Genomic DNA, 20,710 nt, shown 5'->3' with positions numbered 1-20,710 from the left:
ATTTTATGCCACTAAAGCGGTGTTTAATTCCTCGATAATAGCCTCCATCTCATCGCCAAAAAGCTGATGGAGTTTACCGATTCCCCCCATACTATCAAAAGGGGTATAGTCCAAATCCTCTCGCTCTAAGGCAAAAGAACTGATAATATGTTCCTTGATTGCCCGTAGCCATTGCATCTGTTCTTGATTGAATTTTACTGATGCGCCCGCCTGTTTTTGAAAAACCCAAGTTTGAAAAGCTTTATCGATGCGTTTTTCATGGGGGGTTAAAACCTCATCTAAGCCAATAACACGCCGGATTAGGGCAATTAACGCCGTTAACTCACTGGTGGGATTGCTTGGCACCGCTTCTATCTGTTGATAGGCTGCCCATACCCTCACCGGCGCTAGGTTGGGGCGGTCTTTTTTGAGAATATCTAAGACTTCCTTGACCATTTTATAGGTGACGGGACGCTGTTGATAGGGCAGGTTATAGAGGATACGCAGGGCGGTGATTTCGTCCTTATTTGCCTCAATAAAGGCTGTAAAGTCATTTATTAGGGCTTGATTGTCTATCCGTTGCGCTTCACTCCATCCTGAGAATGTCACCCTATCCAGATTCTGAGTATCTATGTACTGTTCGTGTACTTTCCGCACATTCTCAAGGTAATGACTCAATTCCCCAGTCAAATAGCCGGCAGCCGCACGAGTAAGGGCTTTTTCCGCCGCTTTTAACTGTTCTGGGGTCGGATTTGTGGTTTGATAGGTTTCTTTGGCCCTATCCTCAATATTATCGGGGTCTGTGGCATTAAGCAGGGCTTTGGCCATATCTCCCAAAGTTGCCCCTCCGGTGATTTCTTTTATCTTTTCGGCTTCTTTTGGCGTGATTTGTCGTTCTAATCGCGCAAAACGACAGGCTAGGGAGATATAGGCATCGCTATCGTCTGTTCCCATCATAATGCCCATCATCAGGTCTTTAAAAGGGACACTGGATTTTCTTTCCAGGGGCCGGCTATCGGTTTTGGCTGATTGTTCCACACCGACAGCATCGATGATAATAAAGTGAGTTTTGGCAGAAAGAGCCGATTGAGAGACTTTTTTGAGACCATCATGGTCAAGGGTGCGTGTACCTCGTCCTTTCATCTGTTCGTAGTAGTTTCGAGATTTGACATCCCGCATAAAAATTAAACACTCAAGGGGTTGAATATCGGTTCCCGTGGCAATCATATCGACTGTAACGGTGATACGGGGATTAAAATAATTTCTGAATTGAGAAAGCACAGATTTCGGGTCTTCTGGCGATTTATAGGTAACTTTTTTGCAGAAATCGTTCCCTTCGCTAAATTCTTCCCGGACTATCTGAATAATATCGTCAGCATGGCTGTCATCCTTGGCAAAAATCAGGGTTTTCGGGACTTCTTGGCGATGGGGAAATAATTCTGGCAGTTTATCGCGAAAGGTGCGGATAATTTGGCGTATTTGGCTGGGATTGACCACATCTCGGTCAAGTTGCTTGCCGGTATAGACAATATCCTCATCCGGTTGTACCCAGCGTTTTTCACGGGTTAATTTTTCCCTTTTTTCGATGTATTCCCTGAGAATACGCCCGCCATTCTTGGTTATCTCCGTTTCTATAGTATAGACTTGATAAACCACGTTTACGCCGTCCATTACCGCTTGTGTGTAGCTGTATTCACTAACCACATTTTCATGGAAAAAGGCAAATGTCCGCACGTCGGGAGTGGCGGTTAAACCAATCAGAAAAGCGTCGAAATATAATAAAACCTGTTGCCAAACGTTGTAAATCGAGCGATGACACTCATCGATGACGATAAAATCGAAGAATTCAAGAGGAACTTTCGGATTATAGACCACGGGGACCGGTTGTTTCCCTTGTACTAATTCATTTGGGTTGGTTTGTTCGGCAGCCTCATCGAGACTTTCCCCTTTAAGGATAGAATACAGTCTTTGAATGGTTGAGATGCAGACCTGAGCATCTTTGGCCAGATAACTGGAGGATAATCGCTGAACGTTGTAAAGTTCGGTAAATTTTCGGTTATCATCATTGGGAACAAAATTCCTAAACCCCCCTTCAGCTTGTTCTCCTAAGTTTTTGGTATCGACTAGAAATAACACCCGTTTGGCATCGGCAAACTTTAGGAGACGATAAATAGCGGTAATAGCGGTGAAGGTTTTGCCGCTTCCCGTGGCCATCTGCAGCAAGGCCCGGGGAAAATTTCGCTTAAAGGAGGCTTCTAAGTTGGTAATAGCTTTAATTTGACATTCTCTTAGTCCATTCGGGTCAAGGGGGGGAATATCTTGCAGTTTATCCCGCAAGCTTTTGGGTTTATCTTGCCATTCTTGCAGGGTTTCCGGTCGGTGAAAGGAAAAAACAAGACGGGAACGAGGTTTCGGGTCGCGGCGATTGGTAAAGCGCGTCAGCTTGCCTGTGCTTTCGTAAATAAAGTTAAGGGGCCGGTTATTGATATATTTCAGCTTACTATTAGCGTATTTGTTTGATTGTTCCTCCGCCACCGTTAAACAGAAGCCTTTTTCCTCTCGTTTGGCCTCAATAATACCGACGGGTTCTCTATCCACAAACAGGACATAATCAGCGAATCCGCTATCGGTTGGATATTCCCTGATAGCTACTCCCAAACTGGTATTGAAGTTGATTTCTTTTTTATCTTGGATGGACCATCCCGCTTGACGCAATTGTTCGTCAATCAGTTCACGCGATTGGTTTTCTGGGGTTTGATTGCTGGAAGGCATGGTTAGCAAATTTGGCGCGATAAGCTGACTAATTTAACAGCAAATGTCAATATTTAAGTAGGTAGGTATTGAAAACTTTCAGATCCCCCCGCCTATCGGCACCCCCCTTATCAAGGGGGGCAGGGGGGATCGAACCTAAAATCCATTTTTAATTTAATTATAACCAGCTATTTATCTTTATCTAAGCAGATTTTAGAAAGTTTTTTTCTATCTTAATGTTAATTATCAGTGGTCGGAGATAAGATATTAAGAAATGTCAATTATCGCTATTCTTACTGACCCTCAATAAATTAAAATCAGATCATAAATGCGATCGCTTGCTCAATTCTCGATGATTAATCTAGAGGCTAAAATCAGCAGCTGAGACAATTAACCTTTTTCCAGCTACCGAGTTTAGGTGGTAAGCTCTTGACTATCTAAATTACTCGTTAAGATTGCAGGGGAGCAGCAAGAGGCAGTTTGAGCATTTGTACTAAAATTCTCAATACGCAGTTTAAATTCAGTGCAGCTTAGTCCGCTAAACGGTAGTGAACTTGACAATGTTGTTGATATTGTTACCGAACAGGGACGAAAAGATAGAATCAGATAGCGCATACTTAGGGCCGGCTAAATAAATCTAAAAACCTTGTTGGGTAAGAATTTTAGACTTTTTGTCAATCAAAAAATACCAGAGCTGGGAGTGAGCAGGGGGAAAATTCAGGTACTTTTTCCCTGAAAATTAGGATTGACCCTAAATAGCTGGGCAAAAAATTGAGAAAAACAGCAAAAAAGCGTAGTTTCCCCCTTGACAAATAGCCAAAACTAGGCATTAGTTAAATTTAATGATTTTTTAATAAAAACCGCTTTCTATCACCAGAAAAAGCTATCGGTAGATTTTTATCCGAGTAATGTAATCATCTTTACAACTATCGGGGATCAAAGGATGTTAGGGTGAAGGAGCGATGACAAATCCACTTTAAGATCACCTCAATTGCTATGGCACAGATTCTCGATCCCCTCCCCAACGGCAAGAAAAATAGTATTCTTTGTTGCTATGTCAATGCGACCAATCATATTCAAATTGTTCGCATCACCAATATTGCTAACTGGTATTTTGAAAGGGTGGTTTTCCCCGGGCAGCGTTTAGTATTTGAGACCCTAGCGGATGCTTTCTTAGAGATTCATACCGGGATGATGGCCAGTGCCATCCTTTCCGATAATATCCCCTGTGAACGCCTTTATATCAGCGATGGGGATGACGATGACTCCGACGGTCAACTGGACGGGGAAACATTCTACCCCCATTCCCTAGGGGAAAGTCAAGGGGCGAAAATTGACAATACCGTACCCTTCGGTTTAACTTTAGCTTCCGCCTAGCTAATAACCTAATCTGATAATTCCCCTCGCACGAGAATCACAGTGCAATTAACCGCACGGGCAATCGTCGAGGGGATATTGCCATTTAATAACTGATTGAGCAAACTTTCCCTAGATGCACCCAAAAGCACCAAAGAACAGTCTTCCGATTCTACCAGATTAATTATTGCCTCGGCTGGAGAGGCCGAAGGAATCGGTAAAGGCACAATCGGCTGTGCGATCGCTTTCTGTAAAGATGCTTGTAAAACTTCCAAAATAGACAGATCTGGCAGTAACTCCGTCGGAGAATAGATTTTACATAACCAAAGTTTGGGATAATCCGAAGACTCGGACAAGGACAGCAAACTAGGCAATAATGCTAAGGCGCGTTGGGCATTGGGACCGCCGGCGGTGGGAATCAGCCAAATCCTTTCCCGGTTAGGATCATTGGGAAAACAATCCTTTGTACCCAATTTTACCAAAATGGTTTCACAGGGAGCTTGGGCGATCAAAGTATCGACTAAAAACCCAAAAATCGCCCCAGTAGTGGATCTTTCCCCCGTCCAACCCATAATTAATAAATTGCTGTGTCGTTCGCGAATCGTGGCCAAAATCCCTTCGGCGATATCCTGAGCCACCGAAATTTGTGTATGAACAGAGATATTCTGCTGTCGCGCTAATCTTTCCAGACGATGAAGTAATTTGCGTCCTTCCCGCGTATCTACCCGGACTTCCGCCGGAGAACTAAGACGAGGTACAGTAATCACATAGAGACAATCTATCTCATAATTGCGTTCACGGGCGACAGCAGCGGCAATTTTAAACAAAGCGGTAGCGGTGTCGGGATTGGCAATAGGTAACAAAATCCGGCCTATTCCCACAGCCGGAGAACGAGTTTGATAAACCACATAGGAAGGGGTAGTGGGTTGAGGCAGTTGACAAACCCCCCCCAATTGATCAGCTTCCACCCGGATAATATCAGTGCGGGTGATGATCCCCACCAGTTTTTGACCATCGGTAACGGGTAAACGGGAAAGCTGATAGCGATTTAACAGAAATAAAACATCGCTTAAAGCTGCTTGGGGAGCTACAGTAATCGGATTGGGAGTCATGATCTCCCGCAGGACAGTTTGACTGTTTTTTGATCGCCATTTATCCAGATCACTTTGGGTAAAAATCCCCAATAGTCGCCCCTGTTCCACCACGGGAAAACCGCGATGATGGGAACGAGACATAATTTTCACCACTTCCCCTAGGGGTAAATCCGCCGGCAGAATTTCCACCTGCGATTGCATCACATCTATAGCCGACAGATGGGCCAACACATCATTAGCAGGGGTTTCCTCGTTGAGAATAATACCACTAGCGGAAAGTAAATGCTGATAGAGAGAACCGGGTAGAATGCTTTCGGCAGTGATATAAGAAACGGCACAGGTCAACATCAGGGGCAGCACAACATTAAAATTGTGATGCAGTTCAAAGACAATCACGATCGCCGTTACCGGAACCCTGACTACTCCCGTAAAAAAGGCCCCCATACCGGCTAGAGCATAACTAGGTTCGCTGCCGAAACCCATAATTTTCGTCTCGATTCCCCCCACCAGAAACCCCAAACAGGAGCCCAACACCAAAGCAGGGGCGAGCAGTCCTCCCGGTGCGCCGGAACTATAGGAAATCATCGTCAGGAAAAAATAGACCACAAAAGCGAGGGCGGTATTCTGCCAACTTAATTCCCCTGCCAGCAAAAATTCGCGTAAACCCGTATTATCTCGAAAAAAGTCGGGTAAAAAAGCCACTACCGTTCCCGATAAGCAACTGACCAGACCGATGCGCCAAGCTAAAGATAACCGCCAACGCCGCTGCATCTGGCTACAAAAAAGGATGCCTTGATTGAATAAAGCCCCCAATAAGCCCGCTAAAACCCCCAAAAGGCAATAAATGGGTATTTCTTGGGCAGAGAAGCTAATATTGGCATATTCAGTGATGATCGAGGGGGTATTCTGCAGCATCATCGAAACCACGGCCCCGGTAAAGGAAGCCACGATCGCCGTTTCTAGGGTCATACTGGAAACATCGCGCATTAATTCCTCGATCACAAAGAGGACTCCGGCGATGGGAGTAGTAAAACCGGCCGCTAACCCGGCGGCTGCCCCGGCTGCGATCATCTGACGACGGTGATCGGGACTGGTGGGCAGCCAGACGCTTAATTGGGCCGCCAGGGCTGCCCCGATGTGTACCGTGGGGGCCCGACGACCAAGGGTTAAACCACCGCCAAGGATCAGGATCGCCCCGATCATTTTTACGACGGCGACGCGCCAAGACAGGGGCAAAGGGTATTTAGCTAGGGCTGCTTTTACTTGGGGAATACCCCCCCCGGCGGCTGCGGGGGAGAAGTGTTCCACAATCCAGCCGGCGCTATAACCAAGCAGAAAACCGCCGAGGGGCAAAACTAGGAAAGGAGAGGAATTGGCTACTAGATGCACCCGCCAACCACCTAACCAACCGATGCCCAATTTCAGGATAATAGCGGCAAGGGCGGAGAGAATTCCGATTAAACAGGCGACCAGTAAAGCATAACGACTATCGGTGGCGCTACGTCCGAAGTGTTGGGATTTAAACCACTGACGGAGGTTTTGGTAACGGGCAAAAAGTCCCATAATTATCAGGGAGAATCAAGGCAATGGCAGGGCGAGGATTTATTTCGGGTTGGCTGAATAAATCTAAAAACCTTGTGGGATAAGACTTTTAGACCTTTTTGAAATCCAAAAGTGCCGAGACCGGGAGTACTCAGGGGGAAAATTCCAGGACTTTTCCCCTGAAAATTAGGTAATTGACTACCTGAAAATCGGTAAAACCCTACACCCTACACCCTACACCCTACACCCTGCTCCCACCAACAAACTTTTTCAGCAAACCCTAATTATGTTAATTTGGCTCAAGTGCCGAAGCTCTTATCATATTTTTGAGCTAATGTCAATAAAGTTATGAAACGATTCCTGTTATTATTTTGTGTTCTCGTCAGTTTTTTGCTATTTATCAGCCTTAAAATCGATTTTTCCTTGTCCGCACTAGCTCTAACTCGACAACAGTCAGAAGGACCGGGGCAGCTGTTGTATCAATCCCGTCATAGTTTGCGCGATGATGTCGGTAGTCCTTGGCAGGTGGTGTTATTCAAACGAGTTAAAGATGGGGAAACGGTAGAAATTAGTTTGCGCTTGGTGGGATTTCCAGAGGGGATTGAGTTTCTTCACCCGGAAAGATTAACGATAACCACTGCTAAAGGTCAAATTTTAGCGGCTGAGGATGCTTTTGCCCAAGAATCACCCGCAGCTAACGTTGGTCAATACAAGATGCAGGATATCTTAACGCAGCTACCCGTTACCGAAGCGATCGAGCTTTCCCTACCCCTAGACAATCCCCGCTCTCTCACTATCCCGACTCCTGTACTTTTGGAATGGCAAAGTCTGCTTTTTTCCGTAAATGGAGGAAATCCCAATCACCGAGCTACAATAAAATCACTACCATCAGGATTTACTCTCAGAAAATTTCAATTGTCTGACTACAGTTCTAAAGCTTCGTAGATGTATAATTTATTCAAAAAACCGACGCTGCTGAATTGATAACTAGGTAAAGGGGGAGGGAACGATAATTCCGTTTGATAAACGCTGAAAATGAGAAAATTCTTTCTAGTGGTGTTAGTGGCGATCGCTTCTTGTAAAAAAGGATGACCCGTATCCACCAACATTTTACAGTAACCCCGTAAGAGAGCTTGCACCTCGGGGGAAGCTTGCGCCCGAGCGCAGACATTATCCTTAAGATAGCTAGTTAACCTCTGGGAAGCGTATTGTTCGTAATCTTGACGATTAGGGTTAGTTGTCAGCAATATACCCGCAATTCCCCCTAAAACCACTCCTAACACCATTCCCCCTAACCGCGCCAATTTCATAAGCTCTCAAATCATCACTCACTTACCCTAACCATAGCCTGAATTAGGATAAAAAACCTCTTGTCAACCATTCGTCTTGTGTTATACTTGAAAAAGTGTACGGCGAGCGTAGCCAAGTGGTTAAGGCAGTGGATTGTGGTTCCACCACTCGGGGGTTCGAGTCCCCTCGTTCGCCCTCTTTTCAAAGATCGCTAATTGTTCTTTTCCTATATCTTCCCTATCGACAAAGGATTTCTCGGCTAGTGAGAGAGGCTCTATCTTTCTCTAGAAAAGTCGCATTTCATCCATTGCTTAAAAAGACAATGGCTTTCATGCTCCCGTGTTATTTCGGTAAAATAAAAGTCCATCTTCCTCAGCACAATGACGAGAAAAGAACGGCCCCACTCGTGGTTCTCAAGAAAACCCTTGACCTGGCAACAATCGCGGGCCATGTGGCGCGATTTATGGTTAGAAGCGTCCCTCGATTTTCCCTATCTAGCTTTGATTGTTAGTTCTTGTGCGATCGCCACCTTTGGCTTAGTTGCCAATAGTGCAGCCGTGATTATTGGGGCGATGATTATTGCCCCTTTGATGTTGCCGATTCGTAGTCTAGCTTTTGGTGGTTTAATTGGTAGTTGGCGATTAATTCGTAAGTCAGCCCTGGCGATTTTAGTCGGTACGATTATCGCTTTAGCGATAGCTTGGTTGCTAGGATTATTAATCGGAATTTCTGAATTTGGTAGTGAAATTCAAGCCCGTTCTCAACCGAATCTTTTAGATTTAGGAGTGGCAATTACGGCAGGGGCAATCAGTGGTTATGCCAAAATAGAACCGAAAATTTCAGGTACTTTAGCGGGAACAGCGATTGCCGTGGCTTTAATGCCACCAGTTTGCACGATTGGTTTAGGATTATCCCAAGGCAATTGGATCCTAAGTTTGGGGGCGACTCTGTTATATATTACCAATTTATTAGGCATTGCTCTCGCCTGTTTGTTGGTCTTTTTGCTGGCAGGTTATTCTAGTTTTCATCGGGCGCGTAACGCTCTAATTTTGACTTCTATCCTGACAGCGGTTTTGCTAATTCCCTTAGGAATAAGTTTTGCAACTCTGGCTAATCAAGCTCGCTTAGAAAGGCTGATCAAAAAAGCTTTATTACAACGAACGATTACTTTTCAAAGGGCAGAATTATTGGAATCTTCGATTAATTGGCTCAAGCAGCCTCCCCGGGTGAGATTAGTCGTAAGAACTGCGGAAAGTATTACCCCCAGACAGGTAGAATTGTTGGAAGAATTTATTACTAAGGAAATGGGGCGACCTTTTCAATTAAATGTCTTGGTTTCTAAGGTTAATGAAGTCACTTCCCCGGAATAGCGTCGAGAAAATTAGCTGAAGTAATGACAAACAAGGATTAATTCGCTATCTTAATGTTTGATATTTAATCTATAGGTAGGGTTCAGGTGAGTGGCGGCAATCGACCAGAAAGCACGGCTTATGTGCGGATAATTAAGCAATCTTGGCAAACGGGGAAATTAGAGGGAGAAGTGCGAACGGAACAATATCAATGGCGTTTTCAGTGGCATTTTCTTCAAGGCAAGTTATTAGTACAACCTTCCCTAGGTAGGGCTTTGATTTTTGAACCCTTGAATCGGTTTTTAGAACGCTACGATTATCAATTAGAACCGGGAGGAGATTATGAATTCACAGTGCGCTCAAAATTTTAAATATGGGGGATTGAATTACAGCCTTTCTCCTAAGGATGAAGTTTAACTTAATTTGGCATCATAAAAGGAAAACCTTGTACCTCATCATTAAGATAACTGCCTATTGATCAAAAGAAATTGACGGTTTAGGGACAACCCGGCCAAGATACTAGGTTTTTAAAGGAAGTTTTTTGATTTAAATCCCACTGGTTAGGCTAAAATTCAGCCATACTAAAGCGTTATATTAACGATAAGAATTTTTAGGAATAAGGGAAATGACGCAAGAACAGAAGGTTTCAGTGGGTATTGTCGGCGCTTCCGGATATGGTGGCGTACAGTTGGTACGTTTGCTCAAAGAACATCCCTTCGTAGAATTAGCCTATCTGGGGGGCGATAGTAGCGCCGGAAAACCCTACAGTGATTTATATCCCCATCTCGGTCATAGCATTAATCTTAATGTGGAGGCGATCGATTTAGAGATAATTGCCTCCCGTTGTCAAGTGGTTTTCTTAGGTTTACCCAATGGTTTAGCCTGTGATTTAGCCCCTCCTTTGCTCGCTAAAGGGTGTAAAGTTTTGGATCTGTCGGCAGATTATCGTTTTACTAGCCTAGAAACCTATAGTAAATGGTATGGCAAGGAACGTCAGGATCAAGCGATCGCATCTACGGCTGTGTACGGTTTGCCGGAACTTTATCGGGAAGAGATTAAAAATGCCTCTTTGATCGGTTGCCCCGGATGTTATCCTACTGCTAGTTTAATGGCGATTTCTCCCCTGTTAAAACAGGGTTTAATTCTCCCGGAAACCACGATTATCGATGCTAAATCGGGAACTTCGGGAGGAGGAAGACAAGCTAAGATTAATATGTTATTGGCAGAAGCAGATAGTTCGATCGGGGCCTATAATGTAGCGGGAAAACACCGTCATACTCCCGAAATTGAGCAGATTTGCAGCGATTTAGCCGGTCATGAGGTGCGCGTCCAGTTTACTCCCCATTTAATGCCCATGGTTCGGGGTATCCTGTCCACAGTCTATGCAACATTGCGGGATCCCAATCTGGTGCGGGATGATTTAATCACTATCTACAATGCTTTTTATCGCACTTCTCCCTTTGTCAAAATCCTACCCGGGGGAGTCTATCCACAAACTAAGTGGGCCTGTGGTACTAATTTATGTTATCTCGGTATTGAAGTGGATCCGAGAACCGATCGAGTGATAGTGATGTCAGCGATCGATAATTTAGTTAAGGGACAATCGGGACAAGCGGTACAATGTCTCAATCTCATGATGGGTTGGGAAGAATCCCTTGGTTTACCGCAAATGTGTTTTTATCCTTAAAAATTCGGCTTGGGCGCAAGCTTTGCGCCCCTACATTGCAGCCAGTATGATTGGTGAGGACCCATAGTGTACGCCCTCCCTTCGATCAGATTCGCTCATCACCATAACCTCTTAGCCAATCAATTCTAGAAACCTTGACTTATTCGACTGGGATCACCTAGAAAGGATCTTTCAGGAATCGATCCTTGAGTCGCTTCTGGGAGAATTTGCCAGTGTTGATCTAAAGCTTGTAACACCCGATCCTGCTGATTTCTGAATCCCTCGATATTGCTACTACCGGCATTCATAATTACAAACCAAACTTTACCCCTTTCTTGGGTGGGAATTTCTCCAGCTAAGGCGCTAACTTGGGCTAAAGTTCCAGTTTTAATCATCACTCCTTTAGGAATGGCCCGCCACTGCATAGTTCCTTTGGTATCGCGTCCCCCCACCGGAAATAAATCAGCGACTTTGATCGGTTGATTGGCTAACTTGCGATCCAATGCTTTCAGAATCTCAATAACTGCCCGGGGAGACAAGCGATTTTCTACACCCAATCCCGAACCATTAATTAATTGAATTTCTTCCGCTCCTACCCCAGTAATTTTAGTATTAATTGCGTCCACTGCCGCGGGGCCACCGAGCAGTTCCGCTAACATTTCTGACATGACGTTATTACTATAAATATTCATCTGACGCAACAGTTCCGTTAAAGTTAAGGACTGATGACGCAATAATAATCGGGCATTTTCGGGGCGAATTTGACTGGCTCGAACCATGCCCAAAATCTTCACCTGTGGGGCTTGTGTGCCGACAGGAAGACTCTGAAAAGCTTTTTGGGTTTCTTTTGACCATTTCGATTGATCAAGCCCAATTTTCAGCAATTCTCCCGCTTTGAGGGGATCGGTTTGAAAATTCATGGCGAATTGACCCGTAATGATCAGATCGCCTTTGACCTGACGGATGCCTAATTGATCCAGTCCATTGCCCACTGCGATCGCTTCTTCCCAGACAAAAAGCGGATCCCCTTCCCCTTCAATAATTAAATCTCCCTCTAACACCCCGTTTTTTACCTCTCCCGTGCTGTAAAAACGAGTAGCAAAACGATGATCGAGAGGCCAGGTTTCCACGGCGGCGAGAGTAGTGGCGATTTTAGTCAATGAAGCCCCCGAAGCGGGTAGATTACCCTGATGATCGGCTAAATCAGCCCATTCCGTCTCAATTAAGACCCGTTGTTGACGAGAGTTTAAACCTTTTTTAGTCAAGTCTTGCAGATAATCGGCCACGATCGCCGCCACCCGGGGATCGGGAGCGGTGGGAAGGTCAAAAATAGGCTGATTTTGCCAAGAAATTAGGGGAATATTGGCGATCGGTTGGGATTGCCCCCCCAGCCAACCCAAGAGAAAGCCGAAAACTGCCAAATTAAAAACTGAGAACATCTTTTCCTTAATCGCAATGATGCCTTATTGTATAGAAATGATTGGTAATTTTTAACAATTGCTCGATCAGAAAACACTAATCCTCGATCGGCCAGCTTTTCTCAAGAGCTGCCGCTCAACTTATTAAAGATTTCTATCCCACTGACTCAATGGCAGAAACGGCATTAAATCGGGCAAGAATCGCGGTAGATGCGATGGGAGGTGACTACGCTCCCAACGAGATTATCGCGGGATCGATGCGAGCTTCCGAAGAATTAGATGTAGAAGTATTATTAGTCGGCGATTCTGAACGGATTGAGGCTTATTTCCAGCATCATCCCCGTCCCAAGAATCTCACGATCGTCCACGCGGAGGAAGTGGTGGCTATGGACGAAGAGCCGATCACCGCTATCCGTCGTAAACCGGCGGCCTCGATTAATGTGGCCATGGATTTAGTCAAACAAAATCGCGCCGATGCGGTGGTGGCCGCCGGTCACTCCGGGGCAGCCATGGCGGCGGCGTTGCTGCGTTTAGGTCGTTTAAAAGGAATCGATCGCCCGGCGATCGGTGCGGTGCTGCCGACGATGTTAGCGGGTAAATCGGTGATTATCCTCGATGTCGGGGCGAATGTGGACTGTAAACCCAAATATTTAGAGCAGTTTGCCCTAATGGGGACAATTTACAGTAAATACGTTATGGGGGTTGAAGATCCGAAAGTCGGTTTACTCAATATCGGCGAAGAAGCCAGCAAAGGTAACGATCTCGCCCTAAAAACCTACGAATTATTGGAAAATAACCAGCAAATTCCCTTTATCGGCAATGCTGAAGGCCGGGATGTGCTATCGGGACAATTTGATGTGATCGTCTGCGATGGTTTTGTCGGCAATGTCCTGTTAAAATTTGCCGAAGCGGTGGGAGGAGTTATCCTACAAATTCTCAAAGAGGAATTACCTAGGGGGATACAGGGTAAAGTCGGGACGGCTTTAATTAAACCCAATCTTAAACAGATTAAACAACGCATGGATCACGCGGAACACGGTGGTGCGCTGTTATTTGGAGTCGATGGGGTCTGCGTGATCAGTCACGGCAGTTCCCAAGCGCCTTCGATTTTTAACGCCATCCGACAGGCGAAAAATGCCGTTGATAATCGCGTTTCTGAGCGCATTCAAGCCTACAATGACCACCATCATCAATTAAAAAAGTTGTCGGTGAACGGTGAAGATTAAGCTGTGAGCTGATAACTGATAACTGGTCACTGATCACTGATAACTGACATCATCAATTAAAAAAGTTGTCGGTGAACGGTGAAGATTAAGCCGTCAGCCATCTTGAAGCGGTCAGGAGACTCCGAGACGGGAGACGGGAGACTATTTTTATTTATTCTTCCCACTTCCCACTTCCCACTGATAACTGATAACTGATCACTGATAACTGAAAAAGGGGGAATATTTTGAACGGATTCGGGGCAGCAGTCGTCATTACTGGTTGTGGATCGGCCACACCAAGGCAATTTCTCAGTAATGAAGAACTCAGCCAAATTGTCGAGACTTCCGATGAGTGGATTAAAAGTCGTACCGGCATCGGTAAACGTCATTTAGCGGATCAATCGGTGTCTTTAAGCCAATTAGCGGCCCAAGCGGCGATTAAGGCTCTAGAAATGGCTCAGGTGTCCCCTAGTGAGATCGATCTGATTCTTTTGGCTACTTCTACCCCCGATGATCTGTTCGGTAGTGCGGCCCAAGTGCAAAGTCGGATCGGGGCCAATCGGGCGATCGCTTTTGATCTCACCGCCGCCTGTTCGGGTTTTCTGGTGGCATTAGTCACCGCCACCCAGTTTATCCGTACTGGTACTTACCGCAATGTCTTGGTTATCGGGGCCGATGTTCTCTCCCGTTGGGTGGATTGGAACGATCGCGCTACCTGTGTCCTTTTTGGTGATGGGGCAGGGGCGGTTCTTTGTCAAGCAAATGATACAAAAGATAACATTCTCGGTTTTGAACTCCATAGCGACGGCAGCCAGAATAGTTCTCTCAATCTCGCCTATCAGGGGGAGGAATTGCCCCTTAAAGAGGGGGTAAGGGTTCAAAAAGGGACCTATAAGCCTCTAACGATGAACGGACGGGAAGTCTATCGTTTTGCTGTGGCAAAAGTGCCAGAGGTCATCGAAAAAGCCCTCTATCGGGCTAATTTAACCACCAGTGACATCGATTGGTTAGTTCTGCACCAAGCTAACCAAAGAATTATGGACGCGGTGAGCGATCGCCTGAAACTGCCTCCGGAAAAAGTGATCAGCAATCTCAGCGAGTATGGCAACACCTCCGCCGCCTCGATTCCTCTAGCCCTCGATGAAGCTGTCAGGAGTGGTAAGGTCAAAAAAGGTGATATTATTGCTTCTTCCGGCTTTGGTGCCGGTTTAACTTGGGGTGGGATTATCTTCCGTTGGGGAGATTAATTCAGTAACCAGTAACCAGTAACCAGTAAACTAAAAACTCACATCTGATAACTGATAACTGATAACTGATAACTGACCAAAACACAACTATCTATCTATTTTAAGAACTTATGAAAACAGCGTGGATATTCCCGGGACAAGGATCGCAAGCGTTAGGAATGATTGGAGATTTAGCGGAAAGCGCACTTGGCCAAGAGAGATTAGAAAGAGCAGCAAAAATCCTTGGTTGGTCGGTTTTAGAAAAATGTCAAGGGGATGAAGAAACCCTATCTCGTACTCTTTATACTCAACCTTGTTTATTTGTGGTGGAGAGTATTTTAGCGGATTTGTTGCAAGAAAAAGGTCATTTTCCCGATCTAGTTGCCGGTCATAGTCTCGGTGAATATTCCGCTTTATATGCGGCCAGGGTGTTTAATTTTGAAACAGGATTAAATCTAGTTCAAAACCGTTCCCGTTTGATGGATGCGGCCGAAGGTGGTAAAATGGCCGCCTTGATGAAATTTGATCGCACCAGTCTAGAAACAGTGGTTAATCAGACGGAAAATGTAGTTATTGCTAATGATAATAGTGCTGAACAAGTGGTGATTTCTGGGACTCCTGAAGCGGTGGATTTAGTATTAGGTCAAGTGAAAGTTAAGCGGGTTATCCAGTTAAAAGTATCCGGTGCTTTTCACTCTCCCTTGATGGAAAATGCTGCCATTCAATTTCAGCAAATTTTAGAATTAGTTAATTTTCGGTCTGCAAAAGTTCCTGTGATTTCTAATGTCGATCCCAGCCATCCTACCCAGGACGGGGAAGAATTAAAAAAATATCTGATCTGGCAGATGACTAGCTCGGTTCGCTGGCGAGAAATTATGTTAAAATTGCCAGATGTGGGTGTGAAGAAAGCGATCGAAGTGGGTCCAGGTAAGGTTTTAACTGGTTTAATTAAACGAACTGCTCCCGCAATTGAGTTAGAAAATATTAGTCAATTAGCTGATATATCCAAGAATAGCGACGATGTTATATTCCAGGGTTCATTAATTGGTGTTGGTTAAATTATCTGGCAATATTTTCGATGAAATAAATTGATCGATCCTATGTAGGGTTTGCGGCAAAAAGCTGTTCCTAGGGGCAGGGTGTGGGGTGTGGGGTTTTACCTATTTTGAGGTAGCCAGTTACCTAATTTTCAGGGAAAAAGTACCTGAATTTTCCCCCCGATCCCCGCAACGGCTGGCACTTTTTGAGGGAAAAAAAGTCTAAAAGTCTGATCCAACAAGGTTTTTAGATTTATTCAGCAAGCCCTATGTAAGTTAAACTTATCACACAGAACCTAGAAGAGCCAAAATAAGTACCCAAGCAAAATTAATTACACATATCTAACCCCGCTCTTGCCTCTTGCCTATCTTCACTAGGAAATTAATTTTGCACGACTACTTAGGGACTTGCGTAGGAATAATATCCCAGCCAGAAATCGCTCTGTAGAAGAACCAGACCAGCCAGATGGCACATTATCAAAGCGCAAGTCCCTAACACCTCGAAGGCTCTCCCCCTACTTAAGGTGATCAGCAAACCTGAGCGATCGGAGGGCGCAAGCATTGCGCCCCTACAGTAACGGATTTTGTCTACAATGTAGGGGCGAACTGCGTTCGCCCAAAAGGTACATTATCAAAGCGCAAGTCCCTAGTACAAAAGTACCTAATGCTCATCCCTATCACCGGCTACAGGTATCTGCTATCTGATTAGGTAAAAACCGAGGATTTTTTGCAAGCGTAGCAAAGAAATTGAGCGATTCCCTTGCCAAGCGCACCTCTTTCTCTGACAATAGATGAGAGACTGATGAGAAACTGTCAGTTGTAGTGAGACAGCCTTAGCAAACCAGTCAAAGACTCATAAATTCACTCTGAGCTGCCACAAATTGCCGTCATACCAACTTCTAGGACAAAAATAGGAATGCGAGTAACCTTTACCGAAAATCAGGGTTTTAGAAAGGAATTGAATAAACGGGTTGATGCTTATTTTACCGAAAACGGCATCCCCACCAGAGATAATTTGGCCATGTACCTGAAGACAATCACGATTTTAACTTGGGTAATTGCCGCTTGGTTATTTGTGCTTTTTGGTCCGGATATCTGGTGGCTAAAAATCATCGGTTGTCTGGTTTTAGGAGCAGGATTAGCAGGGATTGGTTTTAGCATTGGTCATGATGCCAACCATGGCGGCTATTCTAGTAAAAAATGGGTTAATTCCCTCCTTGGCATGACCTACGATTATATCATCGGCGCTTCCAGTTATCTCTGGCGTTTTCGTCATAACTATCTCCATCATACCTACACCAATGTTTTAGGGTACGATCTGGAAATTCACGGGGATGGTGTGGTGCGAATGACTCCCCATGCCGAGCATAAATGGTATCATCGATATCAACATTTATTTATCCCAATCCTCTACGCTATAATTCCTATCTATTGGTCATTCTCCGATGTGCGCTCTATCCTCTTTCGTCATCGTTTTGGCGAGATTAAAATTCCCAATCCTAAAGCGATCGATCTATTCATTTTATTGAGCGGAAAAGTTGTTTATCTCTTTTGGTTTATTGGCATTCCTCTCTTAGTTGGTTATAGTCCCCTAGAAATAGCGATCGGTTTTCTCATTGTTTTTATGACCTATGGAGTGCTTGCCTGTCATGTATTTATGTTAGCTCACGTTTTGGAACCCGCCGAATTTATTCAACCCTCGGCAGCTAATCAAATCGAAGACGAATGGGCAATTTTTCAAGTGCGAACTACCGTAGATTTTGCCCCTAAAAATATCTTTTTAAATTGGTATTTAGGGGGATTAAATTATCAAGTCGTTCATCATCTTTTCCCACAAATTTGTCATATTCACTACCCCAAAATTGCCCCAATTTTAGCGGAAGTTTGCCAAGAATTTGGCGTTAATTATGCCGTTTATCCCACCCTCTGGGGTGCTTTAGCTTATAATTATCGTTGGCTCAGGCAATTAGGCAATAAACAAAGTAATTTCGATCTCAAATTAGCCAGCTAAAATCAGTTATCGGTTTTCAGTTATCAGTTATCAGTTTTGGCTCTTCTAGGTTCTGTGTGATAAGTTTAACTTACTATATGATCGATCGATCTTTGTGTCCTTTGTGTCTTTGTGGTTCCTTCCACTCGCTCGCCAGCAGGACTGTATCTTAGAATACATTTTGCCCACCAAACCTAAGAGAGCTTGATTACTGATCACTGATTACTGTTTACTGATCACTGAAAAATGAACCTACCCAACTCGATTACCCTATCGCGACTCTTGGGACTGCCATTAATTTTATACTGGTTGCATCAAGGCACAGAAATCGATCGCTGGTTAAGTTTAATTATCTTTCTGATTGCTGCCAGTACCGATTGGCTCGATGGTTATCTAGCGCGAAAATTGGATCAAATCACCGAATTAGGGAAATTTCTCGATCCTTTGGTCGATAAATTACTGGTTCTCGCTCCTCTTTTAGCTCTGATTGAAATGGATGTAATTGCCGCTTGGGGAGTATTTTTGATTCTTGCTCGCGAATTAGCGATCGCTGGTTGGCGCATTAATCCCAATTTAACGGGAAATAGCGACATAAAAGGGGCTAATTGGTGGGGAAAAAGCAAAACAGTCAGCCAAATTATCGCTATCGCTCTCTTAATCGCTCCCTTGCCTTCTGAATATAATTTAATTGCTCAGGGGGCTTTTTGGCTATCAGTAACATTAACTTTAATTTCTGGGGTGATTTATATCATACCCAGCCAAAAATTAACCTAGAATTGATAAAAACTTAACCATTAGCAATAATTCCAGAAACAAGCCTAGAACACAGGGTTGTATTTTTTTTCTCGGTATATAATAATCGGGAGGAGGACTATCAAACTCTTCACATTCAAACATATCATTACAAAGGAAAAACCATGCCCACTATAACCACATCATTCGCCTCCCTCACCGGTCCCACTGGTGCTAATTTCAATCCTGCTACCACCACTCCGACAGTGCGTGATTTCCTAACCAACCCTGCCTTTAATAATATCCTCATTCATGTATCAGGACCGGGCATTATCATTCCGGGCAATAATCTCACTTCCCAGGGCCTTTTACTCGACGGCGTTACTACAGCTTGGAGAATAACCACATCCGGCTCTCCTCCTGCTAACTTAACCCTTACCCGGCTCGGTGGAGGCTTTTCTCCTCTGTCCTTTCCCGCGCTGCCAGCCAATAGCTATACCTTTGTTAAAGGTGGGGCTGCCGGCAATTATGTCCTAACCGGTGATAATTTCACGAAGCAGTTAGCGTCGGGTACGCAACAAAGGTCGATCTGGAGGTTCCAAGCAGCAAACCTTATTACCGACGATTTCTATAACATTACAGGTAGTGATTACAACGATACCCTAACCGGTGGCGGTGTAGCGGATACCCTAATCGGTGGCAGCGGAAGCGATAGCCTAGATGGTGTAGGGGGAAACGATAGCCTACTTGGTGACGGCGGGAACGACACCCTATTTGGTGACACGGGAAACGATAGCCTACATGGGCAACTTGGCGACGATCGCCTAGATGGTGGCGACGACGAGGACACCCTATTCGGTAACGACGGAACCGACACCCTACTTGGTGGCGCGGGAAACGATAGCCTAGATGGTGGTACGGGAAACGATAGCCTAGATGGTGGCGACGACAACGACACCCTATTTGGTGGCACGGACGACGACACCCTACTTGGTGGATCGGGAAACGATAGCCTAGATGGTGGATCGGGAAACGATAGCCTAGATGGTGGTGCTGGCACGGATAACCTATTTGGTGGCACGGACAACGACACCCTACTTGGTGGTACGGGAAACGATAGCCTAGATGGGGGTACGGGAAACGATAGCCTAGATGGTGGCGCCAACGCGGATACCCTAATCGGTGGCGGCGGATTGGACACCCTAACTGGTGGTTCGGGTATAGACCAGTTTGTTTTAAACAGTCCCAACCAAGGCTCTGTCTCCATCACCGATTTTGGTAATGGTGGTGCAGATGCTATCGTAGTTTCTAACGCTGGTTTCGGTGGTGGACTGCCTCTCGGTACTTTGGATCCTACCCTATTCGGGACAACTGGGGGCGGTGCTGTCAGATTTGTCTACGTTACTGGTACTAATAATTTTTTATTTTTTGACACAGACGCTAGTACTGGTGTTAATCTGGTTGAAATCGCACAGATTGCTGGCCCTACCGCAGGGAGCCTCGGTGCGAGCAATATTCTGGTGATTTGATTGCCTAATCTATCCCTGTCCCTCCCCTGCGGTGAGTCGGACAGTTGTGGATTTTTGGGGTAAAACCAAGCCACCAGAAATAATCTCTGTGGGTGTGTTAGCTAGGACTAGGACACCCTTATTATGTAGGAAGTCTCTGGTTTGAGGGAACTCTGGAACAGGCAACGGCAACGGTAGCTAGTCCTAAGTAGGGTTTGCTGAATAAGTACGGGCGAAGCATTCGGATAGAAAATCTACCTTTTCACCGATAGGTTATTGTCCGAATGCTTCGCCCCTACAGGACGCGGGCCGATGAAGACGCAAGGTTTAGCTTGGATAGCGCGGTTAAATTGGCTTTTTTGATAATCAACCCCCCCGACTAAAGCGAGAATTTCCCCAGTTTGACTGTTTAGGGTAACTAAAGCCCCTTGGGAGTATCGATAGCGAGGGCCTTGGTTTAAAATATGAGTTTTTAAGCTTTTTTCTGCGATCGCTTGCAGCCGGCGGTCTAAACTGGTTTCAACGATAAAATTGCCCTCTTTCGCTACTTCTTCCCCTAAAAGATCC

General features: G+C 45.1%; 15 protein-coding genes, 1 tRNA gene and 1 pseudogene. 12 read left to right on the top strand and 5 right to left on the bottom strand.

From position 1 onward, the window contains the following. Positions 1-3 precede the first annotated feature (3 nt). Complete coding sequence (locus PN470_RS12855) at positions 4-2,751, bottom strand: type I restriction endonuclease subunit R (protein ID WP_272104637.1); 2,748 nt, start codon at positions 2,749-2,751, stop codon at positions 4-6. 975 nt (positions 2,752-3,726) lie between these two features. Here PN470_RS12855 and PN470_RS12850 point away from each other — a divergent pair. Further along, positions 3,727-4,107 (top strand): DUF1830 domain-containing protein, encoded by a 381-nt coding sequence (locus PN470_RS12850; protein ID WP_272104636.1) that lies wholly within the window; start codon positions 3,727-3,729, stop codon positions 4,105-4,107. 8 nt (positions 4,108-4,115) lie between these two features. On the opposite strand, the gene PN470_RS12845 is transcribed toward PN470_RS12850, so the two are convergent. Further along, positions 4,116-6,743: a chloride channel protein gene (locus PN470_RS12845; protein WP_272104635.1), complete on the bottom strand. Its 2,628-nt coding sequence runs from the start codon at positions 6,741-6,743 to the stop codon at positions 4,116-4,118. A 327-nt stretch (positions 6,744-7,070) separates the two neighbouring features. Between PN470_RS12845 and PN470_RS12840 the strand changes: the two genes are divergently transcribed. Further along, positions 7,071-7,667, top strand: coding sequence for a DUF3122 domain-containing protein (locus PN470_RS12840; protein WP_272104634.1), 597 nt, complete (start codon positions 7,071-7,073; stop codon positions 7,665-7,667). Here the strand turns inward: PN470_RS12840 and PN470_RS12835 are convergent. Beyond that, on the bottom strand, positions 7,646-8,032 hold the full coding sequence (locus PN470_RS12835; RefSeq protein WP_002731964.1) for a DUF4359 domain-containing protein: 387 nt from the start codon (positions 8,030-8,032) through the stop codon (positions 7,646-7,648). The genes PN470_RS12840 and PN470_RS12835 overlap by 22 nt on opposite strands. 102 nt (positions 8,033-8,134) lie before the next feature. On the opposite strand from PN470_RS12835, the gene PN470_RS12830 reads away from it, so the two are divergent. The 4 genes from PN470_RS12830 (at position 8,135) to argC (ending at position 11,048) form a co-directional block, all read left to right on the top strand. Further along, positions 8,135-8,207: transfer RNA gene (locus PN470_RS12830), tRNA-His, on the top strand. Between the two features lie 185 nt (positions 8,208-8,392). Further along, complete coding sequence (locus PN470_RS12825; protein ID WP_002775376.1) at positions 8,393-9,382, top strand: DUF389 domain-containing protein; 990 nt, start codon at positions 8,393-8,395, stop codon at positions 9,380-9,382. An 86-nt stretch (positions 9,383-9,468) separates the two neighbouring features. Next, positions 9,469-9,732 carry a DUF3146 family protein gene (locus PN470_RS12820; protein ID WP_002733391.1) on the top strand — a complete coding sequence of 88 codons (264 nt, stop codon included), beginning with the start codon at positions 9,469-9,471 and terminating at the stop codon, positions 9,730-9,732. Between the two features lie 254 nt (positions 9,733-9,986). Next, positions 9,987-11,048, top strand: a complete 1,062-nt coding sequence (gene argC / locus PN470_RS12815) for an N-acetyl-gamma-glutamyl-phosphate reductase (protein WP_052277397.1) — start codon at positions 9,987-9,989, stop codon at positions 11,046-11,048. Positions 11,049-11,173: 125 nt separating this feature from the next. Here the strand turns inward: argC and PN470_RS12810 are convergent, their stop codons facing one another. Beyond that, positions 11,174-12,466: a D-alanyl-D-alanine carboxypeptidase gene (locus PN470_RS12810; RefSeq protein ID WP_271936235.1), complete on the bottom strand. Its 1,293-nt coding sequence runs from the start codon at positions 12,464-12,466 to the stop codon at positions 11,174-11,176. A gap of 149 nt (positions 12,467-12,615) precedes the next feature. Between PN470_RS12810 and plsX the strand changes: the two genes are divergently transcribed. The 6 genes from plsX to PN470_RS12780 all read left to right on the top strand — a co-directional run bounded on the left by plsX (position 12,616) and on the right by PN470_RS12780 (position 20,164). Further along, the gene (plsX, locus tag PN470_RS12805; RefSeq protein ID WP_002775371.1) at positions 12,616-13,671 is read left to right on the top strand and encodes a phosphate acyltransferase PlsX; all 1,056 of its coding nucleotides are present in this window, start codon (positions 12,616-12,618) and stop codon (positions 13,669-13,671) included. Between the two features lie 224 nt (positions 13,672-13,895). Next, on the top strand, positions 13,896-14,897 hold the full coding sequence (locus tag PN470_RS12800; protein WP_272104633.1) for a beta-ketoacyl-ACP synthase 3: 1,002 nt from the start codon (positions 13,896-13,898) through the stop codon (positions 14,895-14,897). A 110-nt stretch (positions 14,898-15,007) separates the two neighbouring features. After that, positions 15,008-15,934, top strand: coding sequence for an ACP S-malonyltransferase (gene fabD / locus PN470_RS12795; RefSeq protein WP_272104632.1), 927 nt, complete (start codon positions 15,008-15,010; stop codon positions 15,932-15,934). Between the two features lie 895 nt (positions 15,935-16,829). Continuing rightward, a complete protein-coding gene (locus tag PN470_RS12790) occupies positions 16,830-17,924 on the top strand; it encodes a fatty acid desaturase family protein (protein ID WP_272104631.1) in 1,095 nt (364 codons plus the stop codon). Positions 17,925-18,149: 225 nt separating this feature from the next. Continuing rightward, positions 18,150-18,677, top strand: coding sequence for a CDP-diacylglycerol--glycerol-3-phosphate 3-phosphatidyltransferase (pgsA, locus tag PN470_RS12785; protein ID WP_002743356.1), 528 nt, complete (start codon positions 18,150-18,152; stop codon positions 18,675-18,677). 143 nt (positions 18,678-18,820) lie between these two features. Further along, complete coding sequence (locus tag PN470_RS12780) at positions 18,821-20,164, top strand: calcium-binding protein (protein ID WP_272104630.1); 1,344 nt, start codon at positions 18,821-18,823, stop codon at positions 20,162-20,164. 305 nt (positions 20,165-20,469) lie between these two features. On the opposite strand, the pseudogene PN470_RS12775 reads toward PN470_RS12780, so the two are convergent. Beyond that, positions 20,470-20,710 (bottom strand): annotated as a pseudogene (locus PN470_RS12775) (penicillin-binding protein); the annotation flags it as partial.

It is taken from the genome of Microcystis sp. CS-574 (assembly GCF_028329095.1).
GTDB lineage: Bacteria > Cyanobacteriota > Cyanobacteriia > Cyanobacteriales > Microcystaceae > Microcystis > Microcystis ichthyoblabe_A.
The sequence above is the reverse complement of the archived record's forward strand: the minus strand, read 5'-3'. Positions and strand labels throughout refer to the sequence as shown.